We start from the raw sequence: 26,554 nt of genomic DNA on the forward strand, positions 1-26,554 counted from the left end.
CATCGTTGGAAAGTGTTTCCCGAAAACGGTTGGAACCTATCGCCGCCTAACGGAAAGCGTCCCCACTCATCACTGCCTCGACACCGTCCCTGCCTTGCGTGGCGCCGCCTTCCGCTCCCGGCAAGCATGCCTTAAGGCCCTGCCGAGAACGCTCCCGGCACCCCCTCTCCATCCTTATCCAGGCCTCGCGGACGCATGATTCGTCTCGACAAGATCGGCAAGCAGAACGGTCGTCAGATCGTCTTCATCGAGGCATCGGCCGCCCTGCAGAAGGGCGAGAAGGCCGGGCTCGTCGGCCCGAACGGTGCCGGCAAGACCACGCTGTTCCGCATGATGACGGGCCAGGAGCAGCCCGACGAGGGCCAGGTTTCGTCGGAGCGCGGCATCACCATCGGCTATTTCAGCCAGGATGTCGGCGAGATGGCGGGGCGCTCCGTCGTTGCCGAGGTCATGGACGGCGCCGGGCCGGTCAGTTCCGTGGCGGCCGAGCTGAAGGAGCTGGAGGCGGCGCTCGCCGATCCCGACCGTGCCGACGAGATGGACGCCCTGGTCGAACGCTACGGCGAGGTCCAGGCGCGCTTCGAGGAACTCGACGGCTACGCGCTGGAGGGCCGCGCCTACGAGGTGCTGGCCGGCCTCGGCTTCTCGCAGGAGATGATGGACGGCGATGTCGGGCGCCTCTCGGGCGGCTGGAAGATGCGCGTCGCGCTCGCCCGCATCCTCCTGATGCGCCCCGACGTGATGCTGCTCGACGAGCCGAGCAACCACCTCGACCTGGAGAGCCTGATCTGGCTCGAATCCTTCCTCAAGGGCTATGACGGCGCACTGCTGATGACCTCGCACGACCGCGAGTTCATGAACCGTATCGTCTCCAAAGTGATCGAGATCGACGGCGGCACGCTGACGACCTATTCCGGCGACTACGTCTTCTACGAGCAGCAGCGTGCGCTGAACGAGCAGCATCAGCAGGCGCAGTTCGAGCGCCAGCAGGCGATGCTCGCCAAGGAGATCAAGTTCATCGAGCGCTTCAAGGCCCGCGCCAGCCACGCCGCGCAGGTCCAGAGCCGGGTGAAGAAGCTCGACAAGATCGAGCGGGTGGAGCCGCCGCGCCGTCGGCAGACCGTCGCCTTCGAGTTCCAGCCGGCGCCCCGATCCGGCGACGACGTCGCGATGCTCAAGGGCGTGCACAAGCGCTACGGCAGCCGCATCATCTACGAGGGGCTCGACTTCTCGATCCGCCGCCGGGAGCGTTGGTGCGTGATGGGCATCAACGGCGCCGGCAAGTCGACGCTCTTGAAGCTCGTCACCGGCACGGCGCAGCCCGATGCCGGGACGGTCGCCGTCGGTGGCAGCGTCAAGCTCGGCTACTTCGCCCAGCACGCGATGGATCTCCTTGATGGCGACCTGACCGTGTTCGAGGATCTGGAGAGCACCTTCCCGCAGGCCGGCCAGGGCTCGCTGCGGGCGCTCGCCGGCTGCTTCGGCTTCTCCGGCGACGACGTGGAGAAGCCATGTCGGGTGCTGTCGGGGGGCGAGAAGGCGCGGTTGGTCATGGCCAAGATGCTCTACGACCCGCCGAACTTCCTCGTCCTCGACGAGCCGACCAACCACCTCGACATCGCCACCAAGGAAATGCTGATCGACGCGCTCTCGGGGTTCGAGGGGACGATGTTGTTCGTCAGCCACGACCGCCACTTCCTGGCCGCCCTGTCGAACCGGGTGCTCGAGGTGACGGGTGACGGCATCCGGCAGTACGGCGGCGGCTACTCGGAATACGTGGCGAGCACGGGTCAGGAAGCGCCGGGCCTGAGAAGCTGAGGGCCGATCAGGGACCGAGCGCGAGGCTCTCGTAGCGCGTGACGAGGCCGGACGGCGCGACGATCCGCCAAGCGGTCAGCAGCGCGGCGCGCAAGGCCTCCTCCTCGGCCATGTCGAGGTCGAGGCTCGTCCAACCGCGCGTGCCCCAGGCGCCCGGAACGGGCTCGAACGCGTCCGGGTCCGTGTCGAGCAGGCGCGCCTGCGCCTCCGGCGTCAACCGGACGACCACCCGTGCCTCGTCGGTCCAGAGCGTCGCGAAGATCCGCCCGCCGACCCGAAAGTCGGGATGGCCCTGATGCGCCCCCTCCAGCGCTTCAGGCAGCATGAGCGCGAGGGCGCGTACATCCTCGGGCAAACAGGCCATGACGGCAGGCTAGGCCCGGCTCGACGGCACCTGCCAGGCGGTGCCCGGATGCTCGCGCACGTCGCCACTCCGGGTCCCGGTATCGCTGTCGCTCACCCATTCACCGGGCTCGGCGATCTCGACGACCTCGTCCTCCGGGTAGGCCGCCTCGACGAACAGGCGAGCCTCGCCCTCGGCCGCGGCCCGAACGGTCACCAGCGGGCGCTCGCCGCCCGCACCGCGCACCCGGGCGATGAAGAGTTTCGACATGGATGACATTCTCCGTCCGCTGCCCCAGGACCGGATCAACGCCCGCATGGCGGAAGAGATCATCGGCTGTGGTTCGCAGACCGCTTCTTTCACGCCGCAGCGACCCCGGCATCGATCGTGCGGCGGCCCGAAAGCGTTCGGACCGCACCGGGGCGCGATCCGATCAGGCTGGACGGAAGACTGGGCCGGAACGCTGCCGTGCTAGACGAGGGCGCCGTACCGGAAGCCGCCGTCGGCGAAGTCCGACCGACCCTCGTAGAGGCCGTATTGCAGGAAGTGCTGCATCGGATCGAGCCCGGCGGCGGCCACATCCTTGTAGGTGGAGAGGTAGGTCGCGGTGTCGAACGAGGCGGACGGGTCGCGGCCCTCCTTCCAGCCATACTGGTCGTAGTGGGTCAGCGGGTTGATGCCCGCCGCCTTCACGTCACCGTAGGCGGCGAGGTACCCCTTGGTGTCGAAGACCGCGTTCGGGTTGCGACCCTCCTTCCAGCCGTATTGCTCGAAATGCTGGGCGGCGAAGGTGAAGGCGTTGCCGCTGCCGGCAGCCTGCGCCACGTCGGCATTGGCGAGGAGGTAGAACTCGGCGTCGAAGCCGCCGCGGATGTCGCCCGCCCGGCCGACCGCATCGTGGATCGCCCGGCCCTCGCTCTGCCCGTATTGAAGGTAGTGCGCGAGCGGGTTCAGCCCGGCGGCCTTCACGTCGGGATTGGCCGCCAGATAGAACTCGTTGTCGAACCGAGCGCCCGGATCGCGTCCCTCCTTCCAGCCGATCTGCTCGTACTGATCGAGCGGGTTGCTTCCGGAGGCCCTCACCTCGGGATTGGCCGCCAGATAGCCCTTGGTCGAGAAGAAGGCATTCGGGTCGCGGCCCTCGCGGGCACCGTACTGGGCGAAGTGCGTGTCCGCGTCCTGGCCGGCCTGGAACACGTCCTTGTTGCGGGCGAGGTAGTAGAGGTCGTCGACGAGCGGCTTGCCGTCGTTCACCACGATCGTGGCGTCCGAGAACAGGTAGCGCTCGAAGCCATCGACGAGGTCGCGCCCTTCCGGCCCGGTGACGACCGTAAACCGGCCGGCCTCCGAGACGGTGATGTTCGCGAAGGACGAGTTGAAGACGAGCGTGTCGATGCCGCGCCCGCCGGACAGGATGTCGTCGCCGGCGCTGTTGGTGATGACATCGTCGCCCGCGCCGCCGGAGAGAAGGTCGGCGAAGGGTGTTCCCTGCAGCACGTCGTTGCCGCCGGTTCCGGGCTTGTTGACGCCGCGGGCCAGCACGCTGTCACCGCGGAAGGCAAGGTTCTGGATGCGCGTGTCGGCGGCGGGGCCGGTATCGGCCTGGCCGAAGGCCGTCACACTGAAGAAGGCCTTGAGATACTCGGCCATGGCGTCCTGCTCGGTGCCCTGCGCCGCGAAGGTCTCGGTGTTGGGCAAGGAGGTCGGCGTGGCACTGCTCAGCGCGACACGGTTCTCCCCATAGGCCGGGAAGGGATAGTTGTCGCCCCCGAGCCCCGGCGCCGCGCTGGTTCCCGTGGTGAGGAAGTCCAGGGTGACGGCGCGGATGCCTCGGTTCGGGTCACCGACGAGCTGGCCGTTCTGCACCAGGGTGTCGATGAGGTAGCCGTCGGCATCGACGATCGCGGCCGAGACGATCCGCTGTCCCTCGCGAGTGACGTTGCCGTTGGCGTCGAGCGTCTGAGCCTGCCGGCTCGCGTCGAACGAGAAGCTGATGCCGCCGATCTGCGGGAAGGCCCCGGGCGTCGCCCCAGGCGCAACCGACGAGACGGCGTGTTCGAGCACCCGCTCCAGCTCGGAGGCCGTGACCGTGACCATCGCGAGCGCGTTGTTGAAGCGCAGCGAGTTGGTGACGTCGAGCTGCGAGATGTCGCCCGCCGCCTTGCCCGCCGCCGGGTTGGCGGCCGGCGGGAGCTCCGCAGTGCCGCCGCCGGCCGTCGAGAACGATCCGATCGAGTCGCGGATGCCGCCGCCGTTCTTGATCGAGACGGCGACGGTGCCGTCGAACTGCTTGGCGTACCAGAGATTGGCGTCGGCGCTGAGATTGCCGAGGTTGGTCTCCTCAGTGCGGACCTCGCCGCGGCGGCCCTCGAGATACACGCTGGTGCGGCCGAGGATGTTGCCGTCCTGCTGGCGGATGATGTCGGCGATTCCCGCCGTCTCCTGGATGCCGTCATTGTTAGCGTCCAGGCCCTCGATCACCTCGCGCACGAGGTAGCCCTTCGAGCCGGGGGTGAAGGCTGCGGCCTTCGAGCCCCATAACTGCGCGACGGTAGCGTCATCGACGGCGACGGCACCGGAATTCTCCGGGGTGATCGAGTTGCGGATGACGTTGCCCCGATCGTCGAAGGTGACGTTGAGCCGGCCGACATAGGAATACTCGGAGGCGGTGTTCACCAGGGCCAGCGTCTGGCCGGACGCGTTGGTGAAGAATTGCGGGTAGGCGCCGCCCGCCTTGTCGCCGGGCAGGAGCCGGTCGTTGCCGTCGGCGAGCAGGGTGTGCGAGCCGCCGCCGATCAGGACGTCGACGTTGCGCAGGAGCGGGGCGAGCGCCTGCTCGTTGGCGAGCTGCTGCAGGTGCGTTCCGACGATCACCTTGTTGAGGCCCGGATTGGCTGCGAGCACGCGATCGACTTCGGCATTGATCTGATTGGCCAGGAGCGCGATCTCGTCGCGTCCGGTAAAGCCGTCCAGCGTGACGTTGCCGAGCGTCGTCAGCAGCGGCTCGAGCTGCGTCGTCGCGCCGATGAAGGCGATCTGCTCGCCGTTCTCGACGATGACCGTCGACTTGGCGATCTTGTCCGCGCCGGTGCCGGTCTGGGTTGAGGTCGGTCCGGTCTGCGCGAAGGTCGCCAGATCGCCGTCGCGATGCACGAGACCGGACAGAGCGGCCTCGCGGGAGAAGTTCAGGTTGACGGAGAGGTAGGGGAACTGCGCGCCGACCCAGGTGTCGTCGGCGGCGCCCGACGCATTGCCGAGGTTGGCGCCGATGATGTTGGCGACCTCCGTCGGTCCGGAATCGAACTCGTGATTGCCGAACACCGCGGCCTGGACGCCGATGATGTTCTGGATCGTGACGTCGGCGCGGCCGGGGGAGGCGGCGAGCCGGCCGTAGGCGCTGGCGCCGGAGAGCCCGTAGAGCTGGTTGTAGACGCCGTTATACGTCGCCGCCATCTGCGGGTCGGCACCGGCGATGAAGAACGGACTCGGGATCCAGCCGTCGCCGGTCGAGAGCGTGATCGAGTTCGGCGTCGCATCCTCGAGTTTGTCGATGATGGCCGCGAAGTTGGCTGCCCGCTCGGTCGCCAGCAGGCCGGCCTCCCAATCCGAGGCGTGGAGGATCTGAAGGGTGTAGGTCATGGGGCTGGCCTGCTCGGTGGTGAAATCGAGGCTGTCGCGGGCGATGCCGGCGAAGGCGTTGCCGGCGGTGTCGGTGAAGGCGCCGGCGGGCACGATCACGTCGTAGGCGGTGCCGGGCCGCAGATCGGCGCTCGGGTTGATCGTCACCGCGTCGCCGCTGATCCGGACCTGCGTCGTGTCGGAGACCGCGATGGTGCGCGTGTCCCCCGCGCCGTCGGTGAGGGTGATGTCGCCGTTTCCGGCCCGCACCGCCTCGCTGAAGCGCAGGACGATGTCGGCGCCGCGCGCCACGTTGGTTCCGTTGTCGGCGGGCGTGGCCCCGACGAGTGTCGGTGCGGTCTGGTCGAGGCGCAGTCCGACGAGGACCGGATCGTGGTCGGATTCCCGTGCGGGCGAGCGGCCGTCGAAGTAGCTGGCCGAGCGGCCGAAATCGAGGTTGTAATCGATCGCGTCCGCCTCGTCGGCGTTGACGTGCCACTCGGTGACGCCGGTGACCTGACGGTTCAGGCTGCTGCTGGCGAGGGCGTGATCGAGGGCGCCGTAGGCGCCGTCGAAGACGTAGGAATAGGGGTTGGCGAGCCGATCCTCGGCGAGGTTGGTGAAGCCGGCCGCCTTGAGGATGTCGAGGGCATCTTCCTTGATATAGGCGTTGAAGTCGCCGAGCAGGATCTTGTCGCTGTCCCGGCTCCCCGTCGGGTTCAGGGCGAGCCACTGGGCAAGCGCCGTCGCCGCAAGCTCCCGCTGCTGCTGCCAGGCACCCTGGCCGTCACCCAGGTCGGCATCGGCGCCGGTCCCGGTTCCGCCCTTCGACTTGAAGTGGTTGATGACCGCGGTGAAGGTCTCGTTCGTGGCGATCTCGTTGAAGGTCACCGCGAGCGAGGCGCGGCTGGTGTTGGCGCCGTTGAAGATGTGGCCGAGGGTGCTCTGCTGCAGCAGGGCGGGATTGAAGGCCGCAACATCCGTGTCGTCGAGCCGCTCGATCGTGGTGTTCATCGCCACGCCGACCCTGCTCGGCTTGTAGATGAAGCCGACCGCGATCGCGTCGCCGCCGAGGAACTGGCCCTGGTCGAGCTGGGCGCCGGGATTGACGTAGGCGTAGGTGCCGGCGCCGGCGCGCAGGTTGAGTTGACCGACGAGGTATTCGAGCGCGTTGCCGGGGTCGCCCGGACGGAACTGGTTCTCCAGTTCGGTGAGGCCGAGCAGGTCGGCGCCGGTGCCGATCAGGGTCGTGACGAGCTTGTCGGTCTGGCGCGCGAGTTCCTGCGCGGTGTTGGCGCCCCGCGGCTCGAGGCCGATCGCCGTGCGCGCCGAGGCACCCGTGTTGAGGGTGGTGAAGTAGTTGAGGACGTTGAGGCTGCCGACCTTGAGTGTGCCGCCGACCGCGTCGGGTTCGGCCGGTCGCGGATTGGCGGCCACGAAGCGGTTGTCGCCGTCGTCGATGGCCCGCACCCGGTAGGCGCCCGTCGGACCGAAGCCGAGAGTGCCGGTCAGCCCCGTCACGGTGTCGCCCATCCGCGGGGCACTCGCCGTGCCGTAGGTCGGGCCGAAGCCGTCGAGATTCTCGACCGGGAGATTCTGGGCGTTCTGGCCGTCGTCGTAGGTGATCGAGCGGGCCGCCGTCTGAGCGAGGTAGGCGGCGTAGGCCGCCGTGTTCGGCTCGAACTCGTTAGTGAAGGTCTCGGGCCGCCCGCCCGCGGCGAGGCGGATCTCGTTGAAGCGGTCGAGATTGAACTGTTCGGTGATCGAGAGCGTCTGGGGGAAGCGGACCAGCATGCCCTCGTAGCGTTCGAGGTCGGGCTGCGCCGTCGTGCCGGTGCCGATCGTGGCGGCTGCCGGGAGTTCGACGGCGACCGCCGACGCCTTGACCTGCTCAGGCGTCAGCGCTCGCGGCGTCACCACCTGGATCGCGCCGGCATCCCGGACGGCGATTTGCGTCTCGCCGTTGAACTCGGTGACGGTGCCGGTGACGCGCACCCGGTCACCCTCGGCGACATCGACGAGGCGATTGCCGGTGCCCTCGAAGACGAACACGCCCTCGGAAGTCCGCGGGTTGCCGTCCTGATCGGCCGCCTCTTCCTGCAGGTAGAAGCCGCCGAGATTGCGCTTGGCGTCGGGATCGCCGTTCTGGAAATCGCCGACGACGATCGCCTCGACGGTGACGGTTCGGCCGACGAGCGGGCTCGCCGCCCCCTCGCCCTGAACCGATGAGATCAGGCTCACATCGTCGTTGACGATCGTCCCGGCCGCAGTGGCGGCCGTCGAGCGCACGGTGGCGGCGATCCCGGTCTGGTTCGAGGCCGCGGAGCGCAGGGTCAGGGCGAAGGTCTCGTCGGCCTCCGGCAGGGCGTCGGCGCTCACACGGACGCTGACCTGCGTCGAGGTGGCGCCGGCGGGGATCGTACCCGCGACTGTCAGAGGCAGGCCCGGCGCGCCGGCAAAGTCGGCACCGTCGGCCGCGTTTGCGCCGGTGCCCGTCAATTCGGCGGTGAAGGAGACCGCACCCAGCGTCCCGTTGCTGCGCTCCACCGTGAAGGTGAACACGGTCTCGCCGGCATTGCCTTCCGCTTTGCCGACCGAGAGCGAGTTCGCGGCGAAGCCGATCTCCTGCGTGAAGCCCTGGGGCAGCGCGGCGTAGAGGACGGCGCCGCCATTGGCGACCTCGTTGGCGCTGACGAGCAGGGGCGTGCCGGTCGGGTTGCGGTCGGCGGCGATGAAGGTCAGCACCTCCGGGCCGAGATCCGTCGTCGCGCCGGGAAGCGGCGGGACGTAGGACACGTAGGCCGCGTTGGCCGGATCGGTGACGTCGTAGACGATGACGCCGCTCTGCCGTTCCAGACCGACGAAGGCGTAGATGCGGTCGTTGACGGTGCCGATGGTGATGCCCTCGGGCTCCGGCCCCTTGTTGTCCGAGCGGTCGTCGGGCGTATTGACGAGCACCTGATCGTTGTTGAAGCGCTCCGGCGCGATCTGGGCGAAGATCTTCTCGAACTCGCCGCCGGTTTCCCGGACCTTGGTGACGGTCCCGTCGGCGTTCTGGCGGAAGATCGAGATGCCGCGCCCGCCGAGCGTGTGGAGTTGGTCGATCACGCCGTCGTTGTCGGTGTCGCCGACCCGCAGCAGGACATTGAGGCGGGCGTAGGCCGGGTCCGACTTGAGGGCCTGAAGTTCGGGCGTCAGCCGGCTGTTGGCGATGCTGCTCAGCCGGGCGACGTCGCCGGAATCGTCGGCGCCGCCGATCACCCGCTGATCGCCCTCGTTGGCGGTGACGAAGTAGGTCGCGCCGCCGGTGGAGAACGAGGCGACGGCGTCGGGCTGGAGCAGGCCGTAGATCGGCGTGTTCGCCGGCGTCGCGGCGATCCGGATCGAGGCGGTGCCGGCCGGGCCGTCGCGGTCGGAAGCGTCGAATTCGTTCCCGGCCAGTGAATGGTTGACCGCGCCGAGCGGCTGGATCGCGATCGGCGCCGTGCCGGGATTGGCAAGGTCGATGATGGCGACGCCGTTCACTTCCTGCAGGGTGACGTAGGCGAAGCGGTTGTCGGGCGAGATCGCGATGTATTCCGGCTCGATATCGGCCGCCGCGCCCTTCCCTGGAGTGACGGCGAGACCACGGGCCCGCAGGGCGGCCTCGCTGCCGTCGAGGCCCTCGAATCCGACGGTCGCCGTAACGGCCGCGTTCGCCGCACCACCCGAGACGTCGATGATCGAGACGCCGCCGACCGGGTTGCTGCCGGCGCTCGCCTGCTCGCCCTCGTTGGCGACGAGAAGACGGTGGCCGTCACGGGTGAAGACGATCTGGTCGGGTCCGACGCCGACCGTGAGCGAGCGCAGCAGGCTGCCGTCGGCGTTGAACAGGGCGACCCGGCCGGGCGCGTCGCCGGTGACGTTGGCGTAGGCGACGGCCACAAGGCCGTTGAAGACCGCGACCGAGTTCACCGAGCCGTACTGTTCCAGGCTCGAGAGCCCGATTTCACCGGTCTTGGTCAGGCTACCGGTCGCGTCGAGCGCGACGATCTCGATGCGGTTCTCGTTGGTGTTCTGGACGTAGAGGCGGCTCGTCGTGGAATCGTAGGCGACGACCTCGGCGTTTGGGGCCGCCGGCGTCGCCGGGTCGTTCGAGGCGGCGTAGGCGCCGAGCCGAACGAGCTGAAGCGCGTTGGTCGGGACGGGCGCCGACGTCGCCGTCGCCCCGGACAGGCCCTGGAGCGAGGGCGCCGCGTCGAAGATGGTGGTGCCGTTGATGCGGATGCCGATGTCGTCGGTGAGGATCGTGCCGATGCCCTGGCCGTCCGCAACGATGGCACCTCGTACGTTCGAGACCGAGACGGTGAAGGTCTCGCTGGGCTCGACCGCCGTGTCGCCGAGAATGTCCACCGCGAAGGTCGCGCTGGTCTGGCCCGCCGCGATGGTCTGGCCGGTGACCGCCCGAGCCAGGTAGTCGCTGCCGGCGGTGGCGGTGGCGTCCGTCGTCGCAATGTCGAACGTGACGCCGCCCGCGGGCGCCGGCGCGCTCAGGGAAACGGTGAAGACGAGCTGCTTCGTGCCGCTATTGCCCTCGACGGCCTGAACGTCGTCGATCGACAGGGCAGGAACGACCGCGGCGGAGGTCACCGTGAAGGCGCCGTAGCTGCCGGCACCGACGCGCAGGGTATTGTCCTGGCTCCAGGACGCGGCCGCGCCGATGGCCGCCAGCAACTGTTCGGACGTGCCGGATACGGGGCCGTTGTAGCGGCCGTTATCGGCGCCCAGGGCCACGGCGGTGCGCCCGAGCGTCAGACCCGTCGGGAGCGCCGAGGTGTTGGAATTCGTTCCGTTCGTCGCGAACGCGCCGGCGCCGTCGGCGAAGTTGATCGCGTAGAGGAAGGTCGGGTTCGCCGCGCTGCCCTGGTAGGCCAGGATCTGGTCGCCGTCCGTGCTGAAAGAGAATCGCGGCGCGTCGGCGGCCGTGTAGACGGGAATGTTCAGACCTCCGGCAGCGCTGTCGGCCGTCGGATGGATCACCGTGCCGGCGGCCAGCGCCGTCGGGGCGGTGTAGGTAAAGCTTCCCTCGCTCGTCAGAAGCGTATTGGTGCTGCTGCTCCAGCCATTGTCTGTGAAGGTGATGGTGGTGCCGGCCTCGACGTCGCGCAGGATGACGAAGGCGAAGTCGTCGGGATTGTCGGCATCGTATCCGACGAGGGCGATGTCGCCGGCGGCGAGGCTCGTGGCCATGTCCGTCTCCAGGCAGCCGAGCGAGCCGGGGGCGCAGGCCGCCCGGTGCAAAGCCAAGGGTTGATCCTCGGCCGGATGCGAGAAGACGCAGGGGTCGTGGGCGTCCCGCCAGCGGGACCCTCTCGGCACGACCACAGCGTTTCGACCTATGCCAGCCGCGTTCTTCGCTAGCGGCGTTCCGCAACAGTACTGTGAAGCCTGGATAGCCTCGCGACGGGCCGCTGCGGTCGTGTTCGCGAAATGCTCGTGGTCGGTCGCGCGGCACCGCATCGGTGTCCTGATGGCTGGGGAAGCTCAGCCGGACCGCGCGGGCGGGATCGTCGCCTCAGGCTTGATCGAGACCTGTGAGCGGTAGGGTTGCACGAGGCTTGCACGCATCCACACGCCGATCGAGGGACCGAGGTGCAAGAGGCATGGATGGACGTGCGGGCAAGGCCGGCTCGGCGGCGCATTGGCGCACGCAGGAGATGTTCCTCATCCAGGAGGTGATGAACCTGATCGGCAAGGGACTGCGCCTCGATCAGGTCGCCCGGGAGATGCTACATCTCCTGTCCGAAATCGTCGGACTGAACCGGGGGCGCATCGTCCTGAGGGATCCAAGCGGCGAAGGCTTCCGGATCGCCTATTCCTACGGCCTGACCCGCGAGGAGGCTGCCCGCGGCCGCTATGCGTTGGGTGAGGGCATCACCGGGCGCGTTATCAAGGACGGCCACCTGATCATCGTCCAGGACATCGACAAGGATCCGACCTTCCTCGGGCGGGCCGTGACGCGGGCACAGCTTCCCCGGGGCGCGGTGTCGTTCCTGGCGCTGCCGATCCGGGTCGATCACCGGACGGTCGGGGCGATCGCCTGTCACCGGATCAGGCATCGGGAGCGGGCGCTCTCGGACGATCTGACGATCCTGCGCATCATCGCCACGATGGTCAGCCAGCTGCTGACGCTGAACGAGCGCGTGGAGCGGAAGACGCGCGCACTCGAGGAGCACAACGACATGCTGGCGCGCGAGCTGCGCATCAGGCGCGCGCGCTACGGCATCATCGGCACGTCACCCGCGCTGCTGCGGGCGCTGGTGCAGGTCGAGAAGGTCGCGAACGCGACCGCGAGCGTGCTGCTGCTCGGCGAGTCGGGGACCGGCAAGGAGCTCTTCGCCCGCGCTCTCCACCTTGCGAGTCCGCGGCGCGACCGGCCCTTCATCAAGGTGAATTGCGCGGCGATTCCCGACACCCTGTTCGAGTCGGAACTGTTCGGGCACGAGCGCGGCGCCTTCACGGGGGCCGTCGAGGCGCGGGCCGGCTGGTTCGAGCAGGCGAGCGGCGGCACGATCTTCCTGGACGAGATCGGCGAATTGCCGGCGGTCCTCCAGACCAAGCTGCTGCGCACCCTGCAGGAGGGGACGGTGGTGCGCCTCGGCGGCAAGCGCGAGATCCGGGTGGACATGCGCCTCGTGGCCGCGACGAATCGCGACCTCGCCAACGAGGTCGCCCACGGCCGCTTCCGCGAGGACCTGTTCTACCGCCTCAATGTCGTGCCCATTACCTTGCCGCCGCTCTCGGAGCGGCGCAGCGACATCCCCGATCTGGTCCTGCACTTCCTCACTCAGGCGAACCAGAACAACCAGCGCAACGTCAACCTGACCCAGTCGGCCGTGGCGCATCTCGCCCGCCAGTCCTGGCCAGGCAACATCCGCCAGCTCGCCAACTTCATCGAGCGGCTCGTGCTTCTGGCCAGCGAGGGCCTCCTCGACATCGAGGACCTGCGGCCGATGCTCGAAGGCGCCGTCGTCACGGTGCCGGTATTGCGCGCGCCGGGGCCGTCCTCGCTCCTCGCGCACGAGAGGGAGGCGGCCTTCCGTGCCATGGGGACCGTACGCCCGTATCTGCCAGCCGACTCGCACGACCACGAAGCGCTGCGCATGGCCCTGACTCAGGCCGGTGGCAACAAAACCCGGGCTGCCCAGCGCCTCGGCCTGACCGAACGCCAGTTCTCCTACCGCTGGCGCAAACTTCAGGCGACCTCATGAGTCGCTTCCGCGCAAATCGACAATGTCGACAAAATGTTGACATTCATCGACATGCTGCAATCGACGCGCATCCAAGACTTTTCGTTAAGTTGCTCATGTTATTGGATTTTATGAAATAATCTTCGATACGCCGTCGCTGGCATCCGCCTTGCGCAGGTCCCTCCGAGCCGGCCCCGATGAAAGCGGTGGCCGGACCGCACAAAGGAGTTGCCGATGAGCGCGAGCGTCGCCCCCACCACCGTCTCCACCTATCTGCGCCCGATCGATCGCGACGGCCTGATGCAGTTCGCCGAGAAGGGGCGCTGCAATCCCGGCTCGCGCGGCACGAACCGTGTGCACACGGTCGTCGAGGGCCAGTACCGCACCCTGAGCTATGTCGGCGACCACGCGCCGGTCGTGGTGGACGAACCTCTTCACCTGTTCGGTGAGAACACGGCTCCGGCGCCCGGCGAGATCGTCCTCTCGGCGCTCGGCGGCTGCCTCGCCGTCGGCATCACCGCCGTCGCGACCTGGAAGCAGGTGCGTCTCTCCCGCCTCGAACTCCATCTCGAGGGCGATATCGGCAATCCGGCCGCCTGGGGGGCCGGTGGGGCCGAGAAGCTGCCGGAAGACATGGGCTTCCAAGAGATCCGTGTGGCCGTGACCATCGAGGGCGACGCGAGCCGCGAGGAACTCGACGAGATCGTGCGCCACGCGAACCGGTACTCGCCGGTGGCCAACTCCATGCGCAACCCGATCCCCTTCACGATCGGCCTGGCCGGCTGAGCCGACTGGCGGGACCGATAGGCTCCCGCCGCAAGAGCACCGTGCTCGATATCAGATCCAGCACGATGCTCCGGGCTCCTGTCTTTGCATCGTCTTCTTCCAGCGGCCGGCGGCCGACCTTCGGGACGATGCTCGATCCCCGTTCTGAGGAGACTGCACGATGCCGAGCGCCCTCGCTCTCCGGCCGGCGCACGCCCCGGCTTGTTCCGCGGCAGACCCGCCCCCGGCCCGACCGGATGCCGACGAATGGACGGACGCGGCCGTTCTCGCGGGAACGACCGCCATCGCCGACGGCGCGTTGAAGGCCGCCGCGGCGGCGATCGATGGCGGCACCTACCCGCTCGACATCATGGCGCGGCTCGGGGCTGCAGGTGCGTTGGGCGTCCATCTCGACCGGTTCGGCGCCCGCTTCGGCCTGGCGGTGGCCGCGATGCAGGCCGCGAGCCGGTCATGCGGCGCCACCGGCTTCCTGATGTGGTGCCACGACGTCTGCGGCCTCTACTTGGAGCAGTCGGGTAATCCCGCGCTTTCCGGCGCCGTCCTCGACGACCACGCCGCCGGCCGCACCTTCGGCGGCACCGCTTTGTCCAATCCGATGAAGGCGTTCGCCGGGATCGAGCCAATCCTGCTGCGCGCGCGCCGGGTGCCCGGAGGCTACCGTGTGAGCGGCATGCTGCCCTGGGTCAGCCATATCGGGCCCGGCCAGTATTGCGGCGCCATCGCTGGCGTGACCGGCGCGGGCGACACGATCAGCCACGAAATCATGTTTCGCCTCGACTGCGACCGCGCCGAGTTGAAGCCCTGCCCGCACTTTTCGGGCATGGAAGGGACAAGCACCTGGGGTGTGCGGCTCGACGATGTGTTCGTCGGACAGGACGACATCATCGCCGATCCGGCCCGGCCCTTCATCGGCCGTATCCGCGGTGCCTTCATCCTGCTCCAGTGCGGCATGGGTCTCGGCGTCGCCGAGGGCAGCCTCGACGACATGCTGGCGGTCGAGGAGGCGCTGGGCCACGTCAACCAGTACCTCGACGACCGTCCCGAGACGATCGCTGCCGAGCTCGCCGAACTGCGCGCCCGCGTGATGCGGCTCGCCGAGACGCCCTATGACGGCGCTCCCGACTACCTGATCGACGTCCTCGACGCCCGCGCCCAAGTCTCTGAACTCGCGCTGCGCGCCTCGCAATCGGCTCTGCTGCACCAGGGCGCGCGCGGCTACCTGATGTCGGCGGCGCCCCAGCGCCGCATCCGTGAGGCGCATTTCGTCGCCATCGTCACCCCGGCGATTAAGCATCTGCGCCGGGAGATGGCCCGGCTCTCGCAAGAGATTCTGCCGACTGGCAGCCTCCAGGGAGGCCGGCCATGAGCCTGCTCGAACCGACCGACGGTCTCGGCCCCTGGAACCAGTTCCTCTGCCGGGCCTGCGGGCTGATCTACGACGAGGGCGAGGGCGACCCCGACAGCGGCCTTCCTCCGGGCACCCGCTTCGCCGACATCCCCGAGGATTGGGCCTGCCCGATCTGCGGCGTCACGAAATCGGATTTCGAGCCCTACCAGCGAAGGGCGCCCGTCGCGCCGGCATCGATACCCGCCGCGCCGCAGCGGCGGGCAGGCGTGGTGATCGTCGGCGGCGGCATCAGCGGGTGGAGCGTCGCCGAGGCGATCCGGGCGGAGAATGCAACGATTCCGATCACGCTGGTGACGGCCTGCGACGGCAGCCTCTACCACAAGCCTGAACTCTCGGTCGCCCTCGGGCGCGGCCTGTCGCCGGACGCGCTGCGCCGCGAGACGGGCGTGACGGCGGCGGCGCGCCTCGGCGTGCGCCTGATGGCCGATACGGTCGCGGTGGGCCTCTCGCCGGAGCGACACAGCCTGCGCACGACGCGCGGCACGCTGCGATACACCCATCTCGTCCTCGCCCACGGCGCCCGGCCGGCGCTGCCGTCCAGTCTCGATCCGGCCTTGTGCTGGCGCGTGAACGACCTTGCCGCATGGTCCGGGCTCCATGACGAACTGGCCCGGGGGCCGCGCACGGTCGCGGTGATCGGCGCCGGCATGGTCGGTTGCGAAATGGCCGAGGATCTGGCGCGAGCGGGCCACGCCGTCACCCTCCTCGGGGCCGCGACGCTGCCCTTGCCCGACCTTCTGCCGGAACCGGCCGCGCGGCGCCTGCTGGCAGGGCTTCAGGGCGTCGGGGTCCGCTACCAGGGCGACAGCCTCGTGCGCGGCCTGAGCCGCCGGCCGGACGGCGGCCTCACGATCACGCTCGCCGATGGGACGAGCCTCGCCGCAGCGACCGTCATCGCCGCGACCGGCCTTGCCGCCCCTTCGCGCCTCGTGCGGTCGGCCGGCCTCGCGTTCGATCACGGCATCGCGGTCGATCCGACGACGCTGCGGACGAGCGGACCGGACATCTTCGCGCTGGGCGACTGCATCAGCATCGAAGGGCGGCCCTGCCGCTTCATCGAGCCCATCGGGCGGCAGGCCGCCGTCATCGCCCATACGATCCTGGGCCGCGTGCATCCGGGCTACGCGCATGCCGCCCCGGTCATCCGCCTGAAGACCCGTTCGGCACCAATCGCGCTGCACGGTGCCCCCGTCGCCGGATCGCCGTGGCACGTGGTCGAGGAGAGCGAGCACCGGCTCGCCATGGAGCAGCGGCACGACGGGGCCGTCACGGCCTGGCTCGCGGCCTGAGGGAGGACACGATGACGGATGCCATCCGCCCCGCCGATCTCGCTCTCGCTCGGGCGTGCGATCAGGTCATGGCGTGCCGCTCGGGCGCCGCCCCGCGCCCGGTCGTGCGCGGCTTTTTCGACGAGCCGACGAACACCGCCACCTTCGTGGTCCACGATCCCGACAGCCGCCAGGCGGCGGTGATCGACAGCGTGCTCGACTTTGACCCGGCGGCAGGAGCCCTGTCCTACGAGGCTGCCGACAGGGTGATCGCCTATGTCCGCGAAGAGAACCTCTCGGTCACGTGGATCCTCGAAACCCATGTCCACGCCGACCATCTCTCCGCCGCCCCCTACCTTCAGGCGCAGCTCGGGGGTCGGCTCGCCATCGGGCGCGGCATCCTTCGGGTGCAGGAGGAATTCGGTAAGCTGTTCAATGCGGGCACCGAGTTCGCCCGCAGCGGTGACGAGTTCGACAGGCTGTTCGACGACGGCGACCGCTTCGCGATCGGAGCCTTCGAGGCCGTGGTGCTGCACGTGCCCGGCCATACCTCGGCCGACCTCGCCTACGTCATCGGCGACGCCGCCTTCGTCGGCGACACTCTTTTCATGCCCGATTACGGCACGGCGCGGGCCGACTTCCCCGGCGGCGATGCGCGCCAGCTCTTCCGCTCGATCCGGCGCCTGCTCGCGCTCCCGGCCCCGACGCGCCTGTTCCTCTGCCACGACTACAAGGCACCGGGCCGGGACAGCTTCGTCTACGAGACGACGGTCGCCGATCAGCGCAGCGGCAACGTTCACGTCCGCGATGGAACGGCGGAGGACGATTTCGTGGCGATGCGCGAGGCCCGTGACCGGGGCCTCCGGGCGCCGCGGCTCATCATGCCCGCGATCCAAGTGAACATGCGCGGGGGCCGCCTGCCCGAGCCCGAGGAGAACGGAACGCGCTACCTCAAGATTCCGCTGACCACGGGACGGGCGTGAACGGATGCTGGACCCCGTTCAGTATGCCCTCGGCGCGACCTCCGGCTCGATCGTCGGACTGATCCTCGGACTGGCCGGCGGCGGCGGATCGATCCTCGCCATTCCGATGCTGATCCATGTGGTCGGCCTCAGGAATGTCCACGTCGCGGTCGGAACCGGTGCGTTCGCGGTCGCCGCCTGCTCGCTGGTCAACCTCGTCGGCCACCTGCGCGTGGCGCGGATCCCCTGGCACGCCGCCGGCTGGTTCGGCATCGCCGGCATCCTCGCAGCCCTTCTCGGCGCTGATCTCGGCAAGCGGCTCGACGGGAGCCGGCTGCAATTCCTCTTCGCACTCGTCATGCTTGCCGCAGCGGCCCTGATGGTAAGGCGGCGTTTCGCGCCGCCCGGCCCGGCGTCGAGCGCGAAGCACGGAAGCGTGTCCAGGCTCGTCGGCTACGGTGGCGCCACGGGCCTGATGTCAGGCTTCTTCGGCATCGGTGGCGGCTTCCTCGTCGTACCCGGGCTCGTCGCCGCGACGGGGATGCCCCTAATCAGCGCCGTCGGCTGCTCCCTCGTCGTCATCGCCGCCTTCGGTATCACCACAGGGCTCAGCTACGCCCTCTCACACCTCGTCGACTGGTCCCTGGTCCTGGCCTTCGTGACCGGCGGCGCGGGCGGCGGTCTCATCGGGCTTCGGCTGCGCTCGGCCTGCGCCGCCCGCAAAGGTCTGCTCGAAACCGTCCTGGCCGCACTCATCGCGGGCGCCGGCCTCGCGATGCTGTTCCGCTGAGCGGAGGCCTGCCGACATTGTCGACATTTGATCGACAATGTCGTGGTCCCGGCTCCAGACCATTCCACTCTCGCCCGCCACAAGCCTCTCATCTGATTGATAAAATATTTTACTTCAGATCTTGGCGCGACTGTTGCTGAGAGCCTGAGGTCAGCCCTGCCGGAGATCGCGATGGCCCTGTTCGACAATCCCTTTGATGCCAGACGCCGTTTCGCCCGCGGCGGCTGCTCGTGCGGCGCGCACGAGACCCAGGCCGCGCATGAGGCAGCCCTGCCGACGGGAGATGCCGCGATCGAGCGCGCCGTCGACGCGACGATGATGCGCGCGCTGTTTCCGCATCAGGCCGAGCGCCGCGCCTTCCTCCGCAGCGTCGGCTTGTCGACCGCGGCGGCGGCCGTCAGCCAGTTCCTACCGACGAAGTTCGTCGCCGAGGCCTTCGCGGAGGCCGGAAAGCCCGAGAAGACGGACCTCAAGGTTGGATTCATTCCAATCACCTGCGCCACGCCGATCATCATGGCCAAGCCCATGGGCTTCTACGAGAAGCAGGGCCTCAACGTCGATGTGGTGAAGACCGCCGGCTGGGCGGTGGTGCGCGACAAGACCCTGAACAAGGAATACGACGCAGCCCACATGCTGGCGCCGATGCCGCTCGCCATCACCATGGGTCTTGGGTCGAACCCGGTGCCCTTCGCGGTACCGGCCATCGAGAACGTCAACGGACAGGCAATCTGCCTAGCAAATAAGCACAAGGACAACCGCGACCCCAAGAATTGGAAGGGATTCAAGCTCGCGATCCCCTTCGATTACTCAAACCACAACTATCTGCTGCGCTACTATCTCGCCGAGCACGGCATCGACCCCGATACCGACGTGCAGTTGCGCTCGGTGCCGCCGCCCGAAATGGTCGCGAACCTGCGGGCCGACAACATCGACGGCTTTCTCGCCCCCGACAATGTCGTCCAGCGCGCGGTCTATGACGGCGTCGGCTTCATCCACATCCTGTCGAAGGAGATCTGGGACGGACATCCCTGCTGCTCCTTCTCGGTGGCGCAGGACACGATCCGCGAGATGCCGAACGCGACGGCCGCGCTCCTGCGCGCCATTCTCCAGGCGACGGCGTATGCCTCGAAGACGGAGAACCGCAAGGAGATCGCCGCGGCGATCGCGCCTGCGAACTACCTCAATCAGCCAGTGACAGTGGTGGAGCAGGTTCTCACCGGCACCTACGCCGACGGTCTTGGCAGCGTGAAGAAGGACCCGAAGCGCGTCGCCTTCGATCCCTTCCCCTACGAGAGCTTCGCGATCTGGACGCTGACGCAGATGAAGCGATGGGGCCAGATCAAGGGCGATGTCGACTACGCGGCGGTCGCGAAACAGGTCTACCGCGCCACCGACGCCGCCCGCCTAATGAAGCAGGACGGAGTCACGCCACCGGAGGCCACGACCAAGACCTTCGTCGTCATGGGCAAGACCTTCGATCCGGCCAAGCCCGAGGAATACCTCGAGTCCTTCAAGATCAAGCGTGCGAGCTAGAGCCCATGCAACGCACTCTCTCGCTTCGCGCCGGCATCCTCTCCCTGGCGCTGCTGGCGCTCATCCTGCTCGGCTGGCAGGTCGCAGTGAGCGGCTCGGCCCGGACCGAGGTCATGGACCCGGAATACGCCGCCCTGATGGGGCAGACCGCCACGACCGGGAAGTCGGCCATGCCCGGCCCCCTCGATGTGGGAGCCACGATCTGGAAGCACCTCAAGGACCCGTTCTACGACCGCGGGCCAAACGACAAGGGCATCGGCGTCCAGCTCGCCTACTCGATCGGCCGCGTGGCGCTCGGCTACGGCCTCGCGGTGCTGGTGGCGATCCCGGTCGGCTTCCTCATCGGGATGTCGCCGCTGATGAGCCGGGCGCTCGATCCGTATATCCAGATCCTGAAGCCGGTCTCGCCGCTGGCCTGGATGCCGCTCGCTCTCTACACGATCAAGGATTCGAGCCTTTCCGCAATCTTCGTGATCTTCATCTGCTCCGTCTGGCCGATGCTGATCAACACGGTCTTCGGCGTCGCGGGCACGCGCAAGGAATGGCTCAACGTCGCCCGTACCCTGGAGGTGAGTCCGATCCGGCGCGCCTTCACGGTGATCCTGCCGGCGGCCGCTCCGACGATTCTGACCGGCATGCGGATCTCGATCGGTATCGCGTGGCTCGTCATCGTCGCCGCCGAAATGTTGGTCGGCGGCACCGGCATCGGATACTTCGTCTGGAACGAGTGGAACAACCTCTCGATCACCAACGTGATCACGTCGATCCTGGTGATCGGCCTCGTCGGCATGGTCCTCGACCAGCTCCTGGCGCGCGCCCAGCGCCTCGTCACCTTCCCCGAATGAGGTCCGGCGCAATGAGTAAGCTCCTTCCCTTCGCGCGGCGAGCCGGCCGCTCCGCTCCCGCGACCGCCGAGGCCGGGACCAGCCGCATGTCGACATCGGAAAAGTTCATCTCGATCGAGGGCATCGCCCGGCGCTATCCGGCACCGGGCGGGACCACCACGACGATCTTCGAGAACCTGTGGCTGCCGATGCGGCGCGGCGAGTTCGTGTGCATGATCGGCCATTCCGGTTGCGGCAAGACGACGGTGCTCAACATCCTCGCCGGGCTCGATGCCCCCTCCGAGGGGGTCGTCATCGTCGATGGACAGGCCATCACCGGTACGAGCCTCGACCGCGCCGTGATCTTCCAGGGGCACGCCCTGCTGCCCTGGCGAAGCGTGCTCGGCAACGTCGCTTACGCGGTGTCGTCGCGCTGGCGGAAGGCGGGGCGCGCCGAGATCGAGGCGCGCGCCCGGAAGGCGATCGCCACCGTTGGGCTGGCCGGTTCCGAGCACAAGCGCCCGTCCGAGCTGTCGGGCGGCATGAAGCAGCGCGTCGGCATCGCCCGGGCGCTGGCGATCGAGCCGAAGATCCTGCTCATGGACGAGCCGTTCTCGGCCCTCGACGCGCTCACCCGCGGCACGCTGCAGGACGAGGTGCGCCGGATCTGCGTCGAGACCGGCCAGACCGTGTTCATGATCACGCACGATGTCGACGAGGCGATCTATCTCGCCGACCGCATTGTGCTGATGACCAACGGTCCGGAGGCGAAGGTCGCCGAGATCGTCGAGAATCCGCTGCCGAAGGCCCGCGACCGCACGCAGCTCCACCACGCGCCCGGCTACTACGCCCTGCGCAATCACCTGATCGATTTTCTGGTGACTCGGTCCCGCACTCTGCGGGACGCGATGCCGGAGGGCTACGACTCGCGCCATCCGCCGACGGTCCGGCCTTCCCTGAGCGAGGCCGACGCGGCGGCCATCGCCGCCGAACCGCCGGCGAAGCGGGCCTGAGGTTCGCGCTTCCTGCGGGCTCGCTCCACAAGGGCGGTCCCGTGACGCGTGCCTCCGCGGAGGTTCGAGCCGGCAGGTGGGTCGCGCTCGCAGCGATGCCGCTGTAAGGTCCCGCCCCAATCCGTTGAGGCGGGAGGATATATGGACGGTTCCGGCGCCCGGCCGCCTGGAGCAGCGGATCTGACTGCGTGCGACAGGGAACCCATTCATCTTCTCGGCACGCTCCAGCCGCACGGCTTCCTGCTCGCTCTGAGCGAGCCCGACCTGCGGATCGTTCAGGCGAGCGCGAACGTCCCGGATCTGCCCGGCCGCCCGGCAGGGAGCGTCCACGGGGCGTCCCTCCGCACGGCTTTCCCAGAAGCTGAGGCGGTACTGGCGCACTACCTGTCGCAAGCCCAGCCGCTCGAAGGGGCCGCTTTCCTGACCACCCTGGCCCTGGGGGGCGGGGAGGGCGTCCGGTCCTACGATCTGGCCGCCCACCGAGTCGGTGATCTCGTCGTCCTCGAGTTCGAGGAGGTCGCGAGCGAGGCCGCTTCCGCTCAGAGCCTCGACGCGCTCTATCCGCGCCTGAATGCGTTCGTGGAAGGCCTGCACGCCGCCGGCTCCGTGGCCGAGCTCTGCGCTCTTCTCGCGTCGGACATCCGCCATATCACCGGCTTCGATCGCGCCCTGGTCTACCGGTTCGACCGGGACTGGCACGGCACCGTGGTGGCCGAGGACGGCAACGGCGTGCTGCCATCCTATCTCGACCTGCGCTTTCCCGCTTCCGACATTCCGGCCCAGGCGCGCGAACTCTACCGGCGCAACCGCCTTCGCATCATTCCCGATGCCGGCTACGAGCCGGTCCCGATCATCCCGTCGCACGCGCCGTCGACCGGAGCGGCCCTCGATCTGAGTCAGGCGGTTCTGCGCTCGGTCTCGCCCGTCCACGTCGAGTACATGCGCAACATGGGCACGATGGCGTCCATGTCCGTTTCGATCCTGGTGGACGGGGCGCTCTGGGGCCTGATCTCCTGCCACAACAAGGCGCCGCACCGCGTGCCGCTCCAGGCCCGCAACGCCTGCGACTTCCTCACCCGGATCTTCGCCCTGCAGCTCGCCGCCAGGGAGCGGGGTGCGCTGGCCGAGCAGCGCATCCGGCTCGGCGCGATCCAGGCACGCCTTCTCGCCTACATGGCCGAGGAGGAGCACTTCATCGACGGCCTCCTGAACCATCCCGAGGACGTGCTGGCGCTCGTCGACGCGGCGGGCGCCGCCGTCGTGACCGCCGAGGGCTGTCGCCTGCTCGGTGCGACGCCGGCTGCCAGCGAAGTTCGGGGCATCCACGAATGGGTGTCGGGCCAGCCGGTCGGCGAGGGCCTCTTCGTCACCGACAGCCTCGGCGAAGACTATCCTGCGGCCCGAGCCTTCGCCGATCGCGCGAGCGGCCTGCTCGCCATCTCGATCTCGCAGAAATACGCGAGCTACGTTCTCTGGTTCAGACCGGAAGTCGTGCAGACCGTGAGTTGGGGCGGCAACCCCAGCAAGCCGGCGACCGCGGATCCGGACGGCGGACCGGACCGGCTGCATCCGCGCAAATCCTTCGAGACCTGGAAGGAGACCGTGCAGGGCCGATCGCTGCCCTGGTCCGGTCCCGAGGTCGACGCCGCCAAGGACCTGCGATCGGCCGTACTCGGCATCGTGCTGCGCCGGGCCGAGGAACTCGCGGCCCTGAGCGAGGAGTTGCAGCGCTCCAACAAGGAGCTGGAGGCCTTCTCCTACTCGGTCAGCCACGACCTTCGGGCTCCGTTCCGACACATCGTGGGCTACTCGGAGCTCCTACGCTCGCGCGAGGGCGCGAACCTCACCGAGACGGGGCGCCGCTACGTCGACACCATCGCCGACGCGGCTCTCTCGGCGGGGAAGCTCGTCGACAACCTTCTCAACTTCTCGCAGATGGGGCGGAACTCGCTGAATCGCGTGTCCGGCGATATGAACCAACTCGTCGAGGAGGTTCGCCGGAAAACCTTGCGGGATGTCCCGCCGAGCCGCGCCATCCGCTGGCAGGTCGGCTCCCTCGGGCGCGTCTATGCCGACCCGGTGATGTTGCGCCTCGTCATCGAGAACTTGCTCTCGAACGCGGTGAAGTACACCCGCGACAGGCCCGAGGCCTTGATCGAGATCGGACGCGAGCCCGATCGCGACGGCGAGGCGGTGTTCTACGTGCGCGACAACGGCGTCGGCTTCGACATGGCCTATGTCGGCAAATTGTTCGGTGTGTTCCAGCGCCTGCATCGGGTCGAAGACTTCGAGGGTACCGGCATCGGTCTCGCCAATGTCCGCCGCATCGTTGAGCGTCACGGCGGTCGAACCTGGGCCGAAGGCGCTCTCGGCCGGGGCGCGACCTTCCACTTCACGCTACCCTTGCGCGAGGGGGCGCGCTGACATGGCAGACCTGAAGCCGATCCTGCTCGTCGAGGACAACCCGAACGACATCGAACTGACGCTCGCTGCGCTGGAGCAGAGTCAGCTCGCCAACGAGATCGTGATCTGCCGCGACGGCGCCGAGGCCTTGGACTACCTTCACCGGCGGGGCATCTACGACCGACCCGACGTGCAGGATCCGGCCGTAGTGCTGCTCGATCTGAAGCTGCCGAAGGTCGATGGGCTGGAGGTGCTCGGAGCAGTGAAGAGCGATCCGCGCACCCGGGCCATTCCCGTCGTGATGCTGACCTCCTCACGGGAGGAAAGCGATCTTGTCCGCTCCTACGAACTCGGCGTGAACGCGTTCGTCGTAAAGCCGGTCGGATTCAAGGAATTTTTCGACGCCATTCAGGATCTCGGCGTATTCTGGGCCGTCCTGAATGAACCGCCGCCGCATCGGGGAGGCTGGCCATCGAACACCTGACGGACGGCGCGAGAGGCGGTGCGGAGACGCCCCTGCACATCCTGCTCCTCGAAGACAGTGACTTGGACTCGGAGCTTCTCACCGTCGTCCTCGACGGCGCAGGCCTGACATATCGGCTCGAGCGGACCATGACCCGCGAAGCCTTCACGGCAGCGGCTGTCGAGTGTCGACATGACCTGATCCTGGCCGACTATGTGCTGCCGACCTTCGACGGCCTCAGCGCGCTGGCCATCGCCCGCGAACACTGCCCCGAAATCCCGTTCGTGTTCGTCTCCGGGACGCTTGGCGAGGACATCGCCGTCGAGGCCCTCAAGAACGGCGCCACGGATTACGTCACCAAACAGCGTCTCGACAGGCTGCCCACGGTGATCGTCCGCGCCCTCGCGGAGGCACGGGCGCATTCGGAGCGCCGCGCCGCCGAGCGCGCCCTTCGCGCGCTCAACGAGACGCTCGAGACGCGTGTGGCCGAACGCACACGGGAACTTGCCGAGGCAAATGTTGCGCTGCGGCGGCAGATCGTCGAGCGCGAGCGCGTGGAGGAAGCGCTGCGGCAGGCCCAGCGCCTGGAGGCGGTCGGTCAGCTGACGAGTGGCGTCGCCCACGATTTCAACAACCTCCTCACCGTCATCGCCGGCAACATCGAGTTCCTGGCCCGGGCGGTCCCCGACGACCGGTCGCGGCACAGGCTGGAGATGATGCGCGGTGCGGCCGAGCGGGGCGCTCGTCTGACTGCGCAGCTGTTGGCCTTCTCCCGGCGCCAGCGTCTCGATCCGGTTCCTGTGCGGCTGAACGAGACGGCCGCGTCCATGCGCGACCTGCTTCAGAGCTCCATCGGTGGCGCGGTGCGCATCGAGATGACGTTGCAGCCGGACCTCTGGCCCGCACTCGTCGACGCCACGCAGATCGAACTGATCATTCTCAATCTGGCCATCAACGCTCGCGATGCCATGGCCGTCGGCGGCTGTCTCACCATCGAGACCGCCAACGTCCGGCTCGGTGCCGCCCCGTCGCGCCCCGAGGAGCCGCCTCCGGGCGAGTACGCCATGGTGGCTGTCAGCGATACGGGGTCCGGCATCCCACCGGAGGTGCTCCATCGGGTCTTCGAGCCGTTCTTCACGACGAAGGAAGTCGGAAAGGGCTCGGGCTTGGGGCTCGCGCAGGTCTACGGCTTCGCCAAGCAGTCTGGGGGCGGGGTGCGGATCGAGACCGAAGCCGGGGAGGGGACCACCGTTCGCGTCTATCTTCCGCGGGTGGCCGCTGACGAGGGCGTCGAGGCCGCCGAGCCGGGCGAGATCGAGTGCGCGACTTCGCGCAATGCCGGCGACAAGCCTGCGCTTCTCGTCGTCGACGATGACAGCGCCGTCCGGGAAATCACCGTGACCAAGCTGAGCGAGGCCGGGTACGTGATCCGTGAGGCGGGCTCGGGTCTGGCCGCCATCCACGTGCTCGAGCAGGACCCCTGCTTCGACCTTGTCGTGGTGGATTTCGCGATGCCCGGCATGAACGGCGTCGATGTCGCCGCCGAGATCCGGAAGAGCTGGCCGGCCATCCCCGTGATCTTCGTGACCGGGTATGCCGATCAGACCGCCTTGACCCGCGGCGGCATCGGTGAGGACCGGATCGTGCAGAAGCCGTTCCTCGACGGCGAGCTCGAACGCAAAGTCGCGGCGGCCCTTCACACGTACCGCGCGCCCGGCCTGAAGCTCGTCTCCAATCGTTGACGTTGCCCTCTGGCCGAGCCGGTCGAGAGCCCGACCCTTCGGCAGTGGGCCGGAGGAGCATCCGGCCCCTGTTCCGGTTCGCCCTGCCGGCGACGCAGCATCCGGGCGCGAAGCCCCACGGCGCCTGATCTTGCACCCCTGATGCCCTGGATCCGCGTTCCGTCGATCAGAGACGGCGGATCGAGGTCCAGTCCAGCGAAGATTCGACCGGTCGCGCCCCGGAGAAGAACTGCGAAGACGCGTCTGCGCAGGAAAAGACCTGCACCTCCTCGACGGCGGTCCGTAGATCCGCTCCGCTCATCCTGCCGTGGCAGCACCGGTGACGAAGTTCCCCGGTCGGGCTGCAACCTTCCC

17 protein-coding genes are annotated in these 26,554 nt (G+C 68.3%); 14 read left to right on the plus strand and 3 right to left on the minus strand.

Translation table 11 applies throughout. The features are described 5' to 3' along the window. Positions 1 to 195 precede the first annotated feature (195 nt). Positions 196 to 1,818 (plus strand): ABC-F family ATP-binding cassette domain-containing protein, encoded by a 1,623-nt coding sequence (locus tag HNR01_RS01535; RefSeq protein ID WP_183666196.1) that lies wholly within the window; start codon positions 196 to 198, stop codon positions 1,816 to 1,818. Positions 1,819 to 1,825: 7 nt separating this feature from the next. Here HNR01_RS01535 and HNR01_RS01540 read toward each other — a convergent pair whose 3' ends face one another. Further along, positions 1,826 to 2,182: an MmcQ/YjbR family DNA-binding protein gene (locus tag HNR01_RS01540; RefSeq protein WP_183666198.1), complete on the minus strand. Its 357-nt coding sequence runs from the start codon at positions 2,180 to 2,182 to the stop codon at positions 1,826 to 1,828. 9 nt (positions 2,183 to 2,191) lie between these two features. Further along, positions 2,192 to 2,431 (minus strand): hypothetical protein, encoded by a 240-nt coding sequence (locus HNR01_RS01545; RefSeq protein ID WP_017482895.1) that lies wholly within the window; start codon positions 2,429 to 2,431, stop codon positions 2,192 to 2,194. Between HNR01_RS01545 and HNR01_RS01550 the strand changes: the two genes are divergently transcribed. Next, positions 2,430 to 2,636 carry a hypothetical protein gene (locus HNR01_RS01550; protein WP_183666200.1) on the plus strand — a complete coding sequence of 69 codons (207 nt, stop codon included), beginning with the start codon at positions 2,430 to 2,432 and terminating at the stop codon, positions 2,634 to 2,636. The genes HNR01_RS01545 and HNR01_RS01550 overlap by 2 nt on opposite strands. Here the strand turns inward: HNR01_RS01550 and HNR01_RS01555 are convergent. Beyond that, a complete protein-coding gene (locus HNR01_RS01555; protein WP_183666407.1) occupies positions 2,633 to 11,008 on the minus strand; it encodes an ExeM/NucH family extracellular endonuclease in 8,376 nt (2,791 codons plus the stop codon). The genes HNR01_RS01550 and HNR01_RS01555 overlap by 4 nt on opposite strands. A gap of 413 nt (positions 11,009 to 11,421) precedes the next feature. Here HNR01_RS01555 and HNR01_RS01560 point away from each other — a divergent pair, with 413 nt between their 5' ends. The 12 genes from HNR01_RS01560 to HNR01_RS01615 all read left to right on the plus strand — a co-directional run bounded on the left by HNR01_RS01560 (position 11,422) and on the right by HNR01_RS01615 (position 26,200). Beyond that, positions 11,422 to 13,029: a sigma-54 interaction domain-containing protein gene (locus HNR01_RS01560; RefSeq protein ID WP_183666202.1), complete on the plus strand. Its 1,608-nt coding sequence runs from the start codon at positions 11,422 to 11,424 to the stop codon at positions 13,027 to 13,029. A gap of 213 nt (positions 13,030 to 13,242) precedes the next feature. Then, a complete protein-coding gene (locus HNR01_RS01565; protein WP_153875190.1) occupies positions 13,243 to 13,794 on the plus strand; it encodes an OsmC family protein in 552 nt (183 codons plus the stop codon). A gap of 160 nt (positions 13,795 to 13,954) precedes the next feature. After that, the gene (locus tag HNR01_RS01570) at positions 13,955 to 15,160 is read left to right on the plus strand and encodes an acyl-CoA dehydrogenase family protein (RefSeq protein WP_183666205.1); all 1,206 of its coding nucleotides are present in this window, start codon (positions 13,955 to 13,957) and stop codon (positions 15,158 to 15,160) included. Next, positions 15,157 to 16,491 carry an FAD-dependent oxidoreductase gene (locus HNR01_RS01575; protein WP_183666207.1) on the plus strand — a complete coding sequence of 445 codons (1,335 nt, stop codon included), beginning with the start codon at positions 15,157 to 15,159 and terminating at the stop codon, positions 16,489 to 16,491. The genes HNR01_RS01570 and HNR01_RS01575 overlap by 4 nt, the downstream gene beginning before the upstream one ends. An 11-nt stretch (positions 16,492 to 16,502) precedes the next feature. Next, positions 16,503 to 17,453 carry an MBL fold metallo-hydrolase gene (locus tag HNR01_RS01580; RefSeq protein WP_198580317.1) on the plus strand — a complete coding sequence of 317 codons (951 nt, stop codon included), beginning with the start codon at positions 16,503 to 16,505 and terminating at the stop codon, positions 17,451 to 17,453. 4 nt (positions 17,454 to 17,457) lie between these two features. Next, a complete protein-coding gene (locus tag HNR01_RS01585; RefSeq protein WP_183666209.1) occupies positions 17,458 to 18,222 on the plus strand; it encodes a sulfite exporter TauE/SafE family protein in 765 nt (254 codons plus the stop codon). A 171-nt stretch (positions 18,223 to 18,393) separates the two neighbouring features. Further along, the gene (locus HNR01_RS01590; protein WP_183666211.1) at positions 18,394 to 19,755 is read left to right on the plus strand and encodes a CmpA/NrtA family ABC transporter substrate-binding protein; all 1,362 of its coding nucleotides are present in this window, start codon (positions 18,394 to 18,396) and stop codon (positions 19,753 to 19,755) included. A 5-nt stretch (positions 19,756 to 19,760) separates the two neighbouring features. Continuing rightward, positions 19,761 to 20,600 (plus strand): nitrate ABC transporter permease, encoded by an 840-nt coding sequence (gene ntrB, locus HNR01_RS01595; RefSeq protein WP_183666213.1) that lies wholly within the window; start codon positions 19,761 to 19,763, stop codon positions 20,598 to 20,600. An 11-nt stretch (positions 20,601 to 20,611) separates the two neighbouring features. Continuing rightward, positions 20,612 to 21,592, plus strand: coding sequence for an ABC transporter ATP-binding protein (locus HNR01_RS01600; RefSeq protein ID WP_183666215.1), 981 nt, complete (start codon positions 20,612 to 20,614; stop codon positions 21,590 to 21,592). 141 nt (positions 21,593 to 21,733) lie between these two features. Further along, positions 21,734 to 24,016: an ATP-binding protein gene (locus HNR01_RS01605; RefSeq protein ID WP_183666217.1), complete on the plus strand. Its 2,283-nt coding sequence runs from the start codon at positions 21,734 to 21,736 to the stop codon at positions 24,014 to 24,016. 1 nt (position 24,017) lies between these two features. Then, positions 24,018 to 24,479 carry a response regulator gene (locus tag HNR01_RS01610; protein ID WP_017482907.1) on the plus strand — a complete coding sequence of 154 codons (462 nt, stop codon included), beginning with the start codon at positions 24,018 to 24,020 and terminating at the stop codon, positions 24,477 to 24,479. Positions 24,480 to 24,541: 62 nt separating this feature from the next. Continuing rightward, complete coding sequence (locus HNR01_RS01615) at positions 24,542 to 26,200, plus strand: response regulator (RefSeq protein WP_246417353.1); 1,659 nt, start codon at positions 24,542 to 24,544, stop codon at positions 26,198 to 26,200. Positions 26,201 to 26,554: the final 354 nt, after the last annotated feature.

It is taken from the genome of Methylorubrum rhodesianum, assembly GCF_014199985.1.
In the GTDB taxonomy this organism is placed as follows: Bacteria; Pseudomonadota; Alphaproteobacteria; order Rhizobiales; family Beijerinckiaceae; genus Methylobacterium; species Methylobacterium rhodesianum.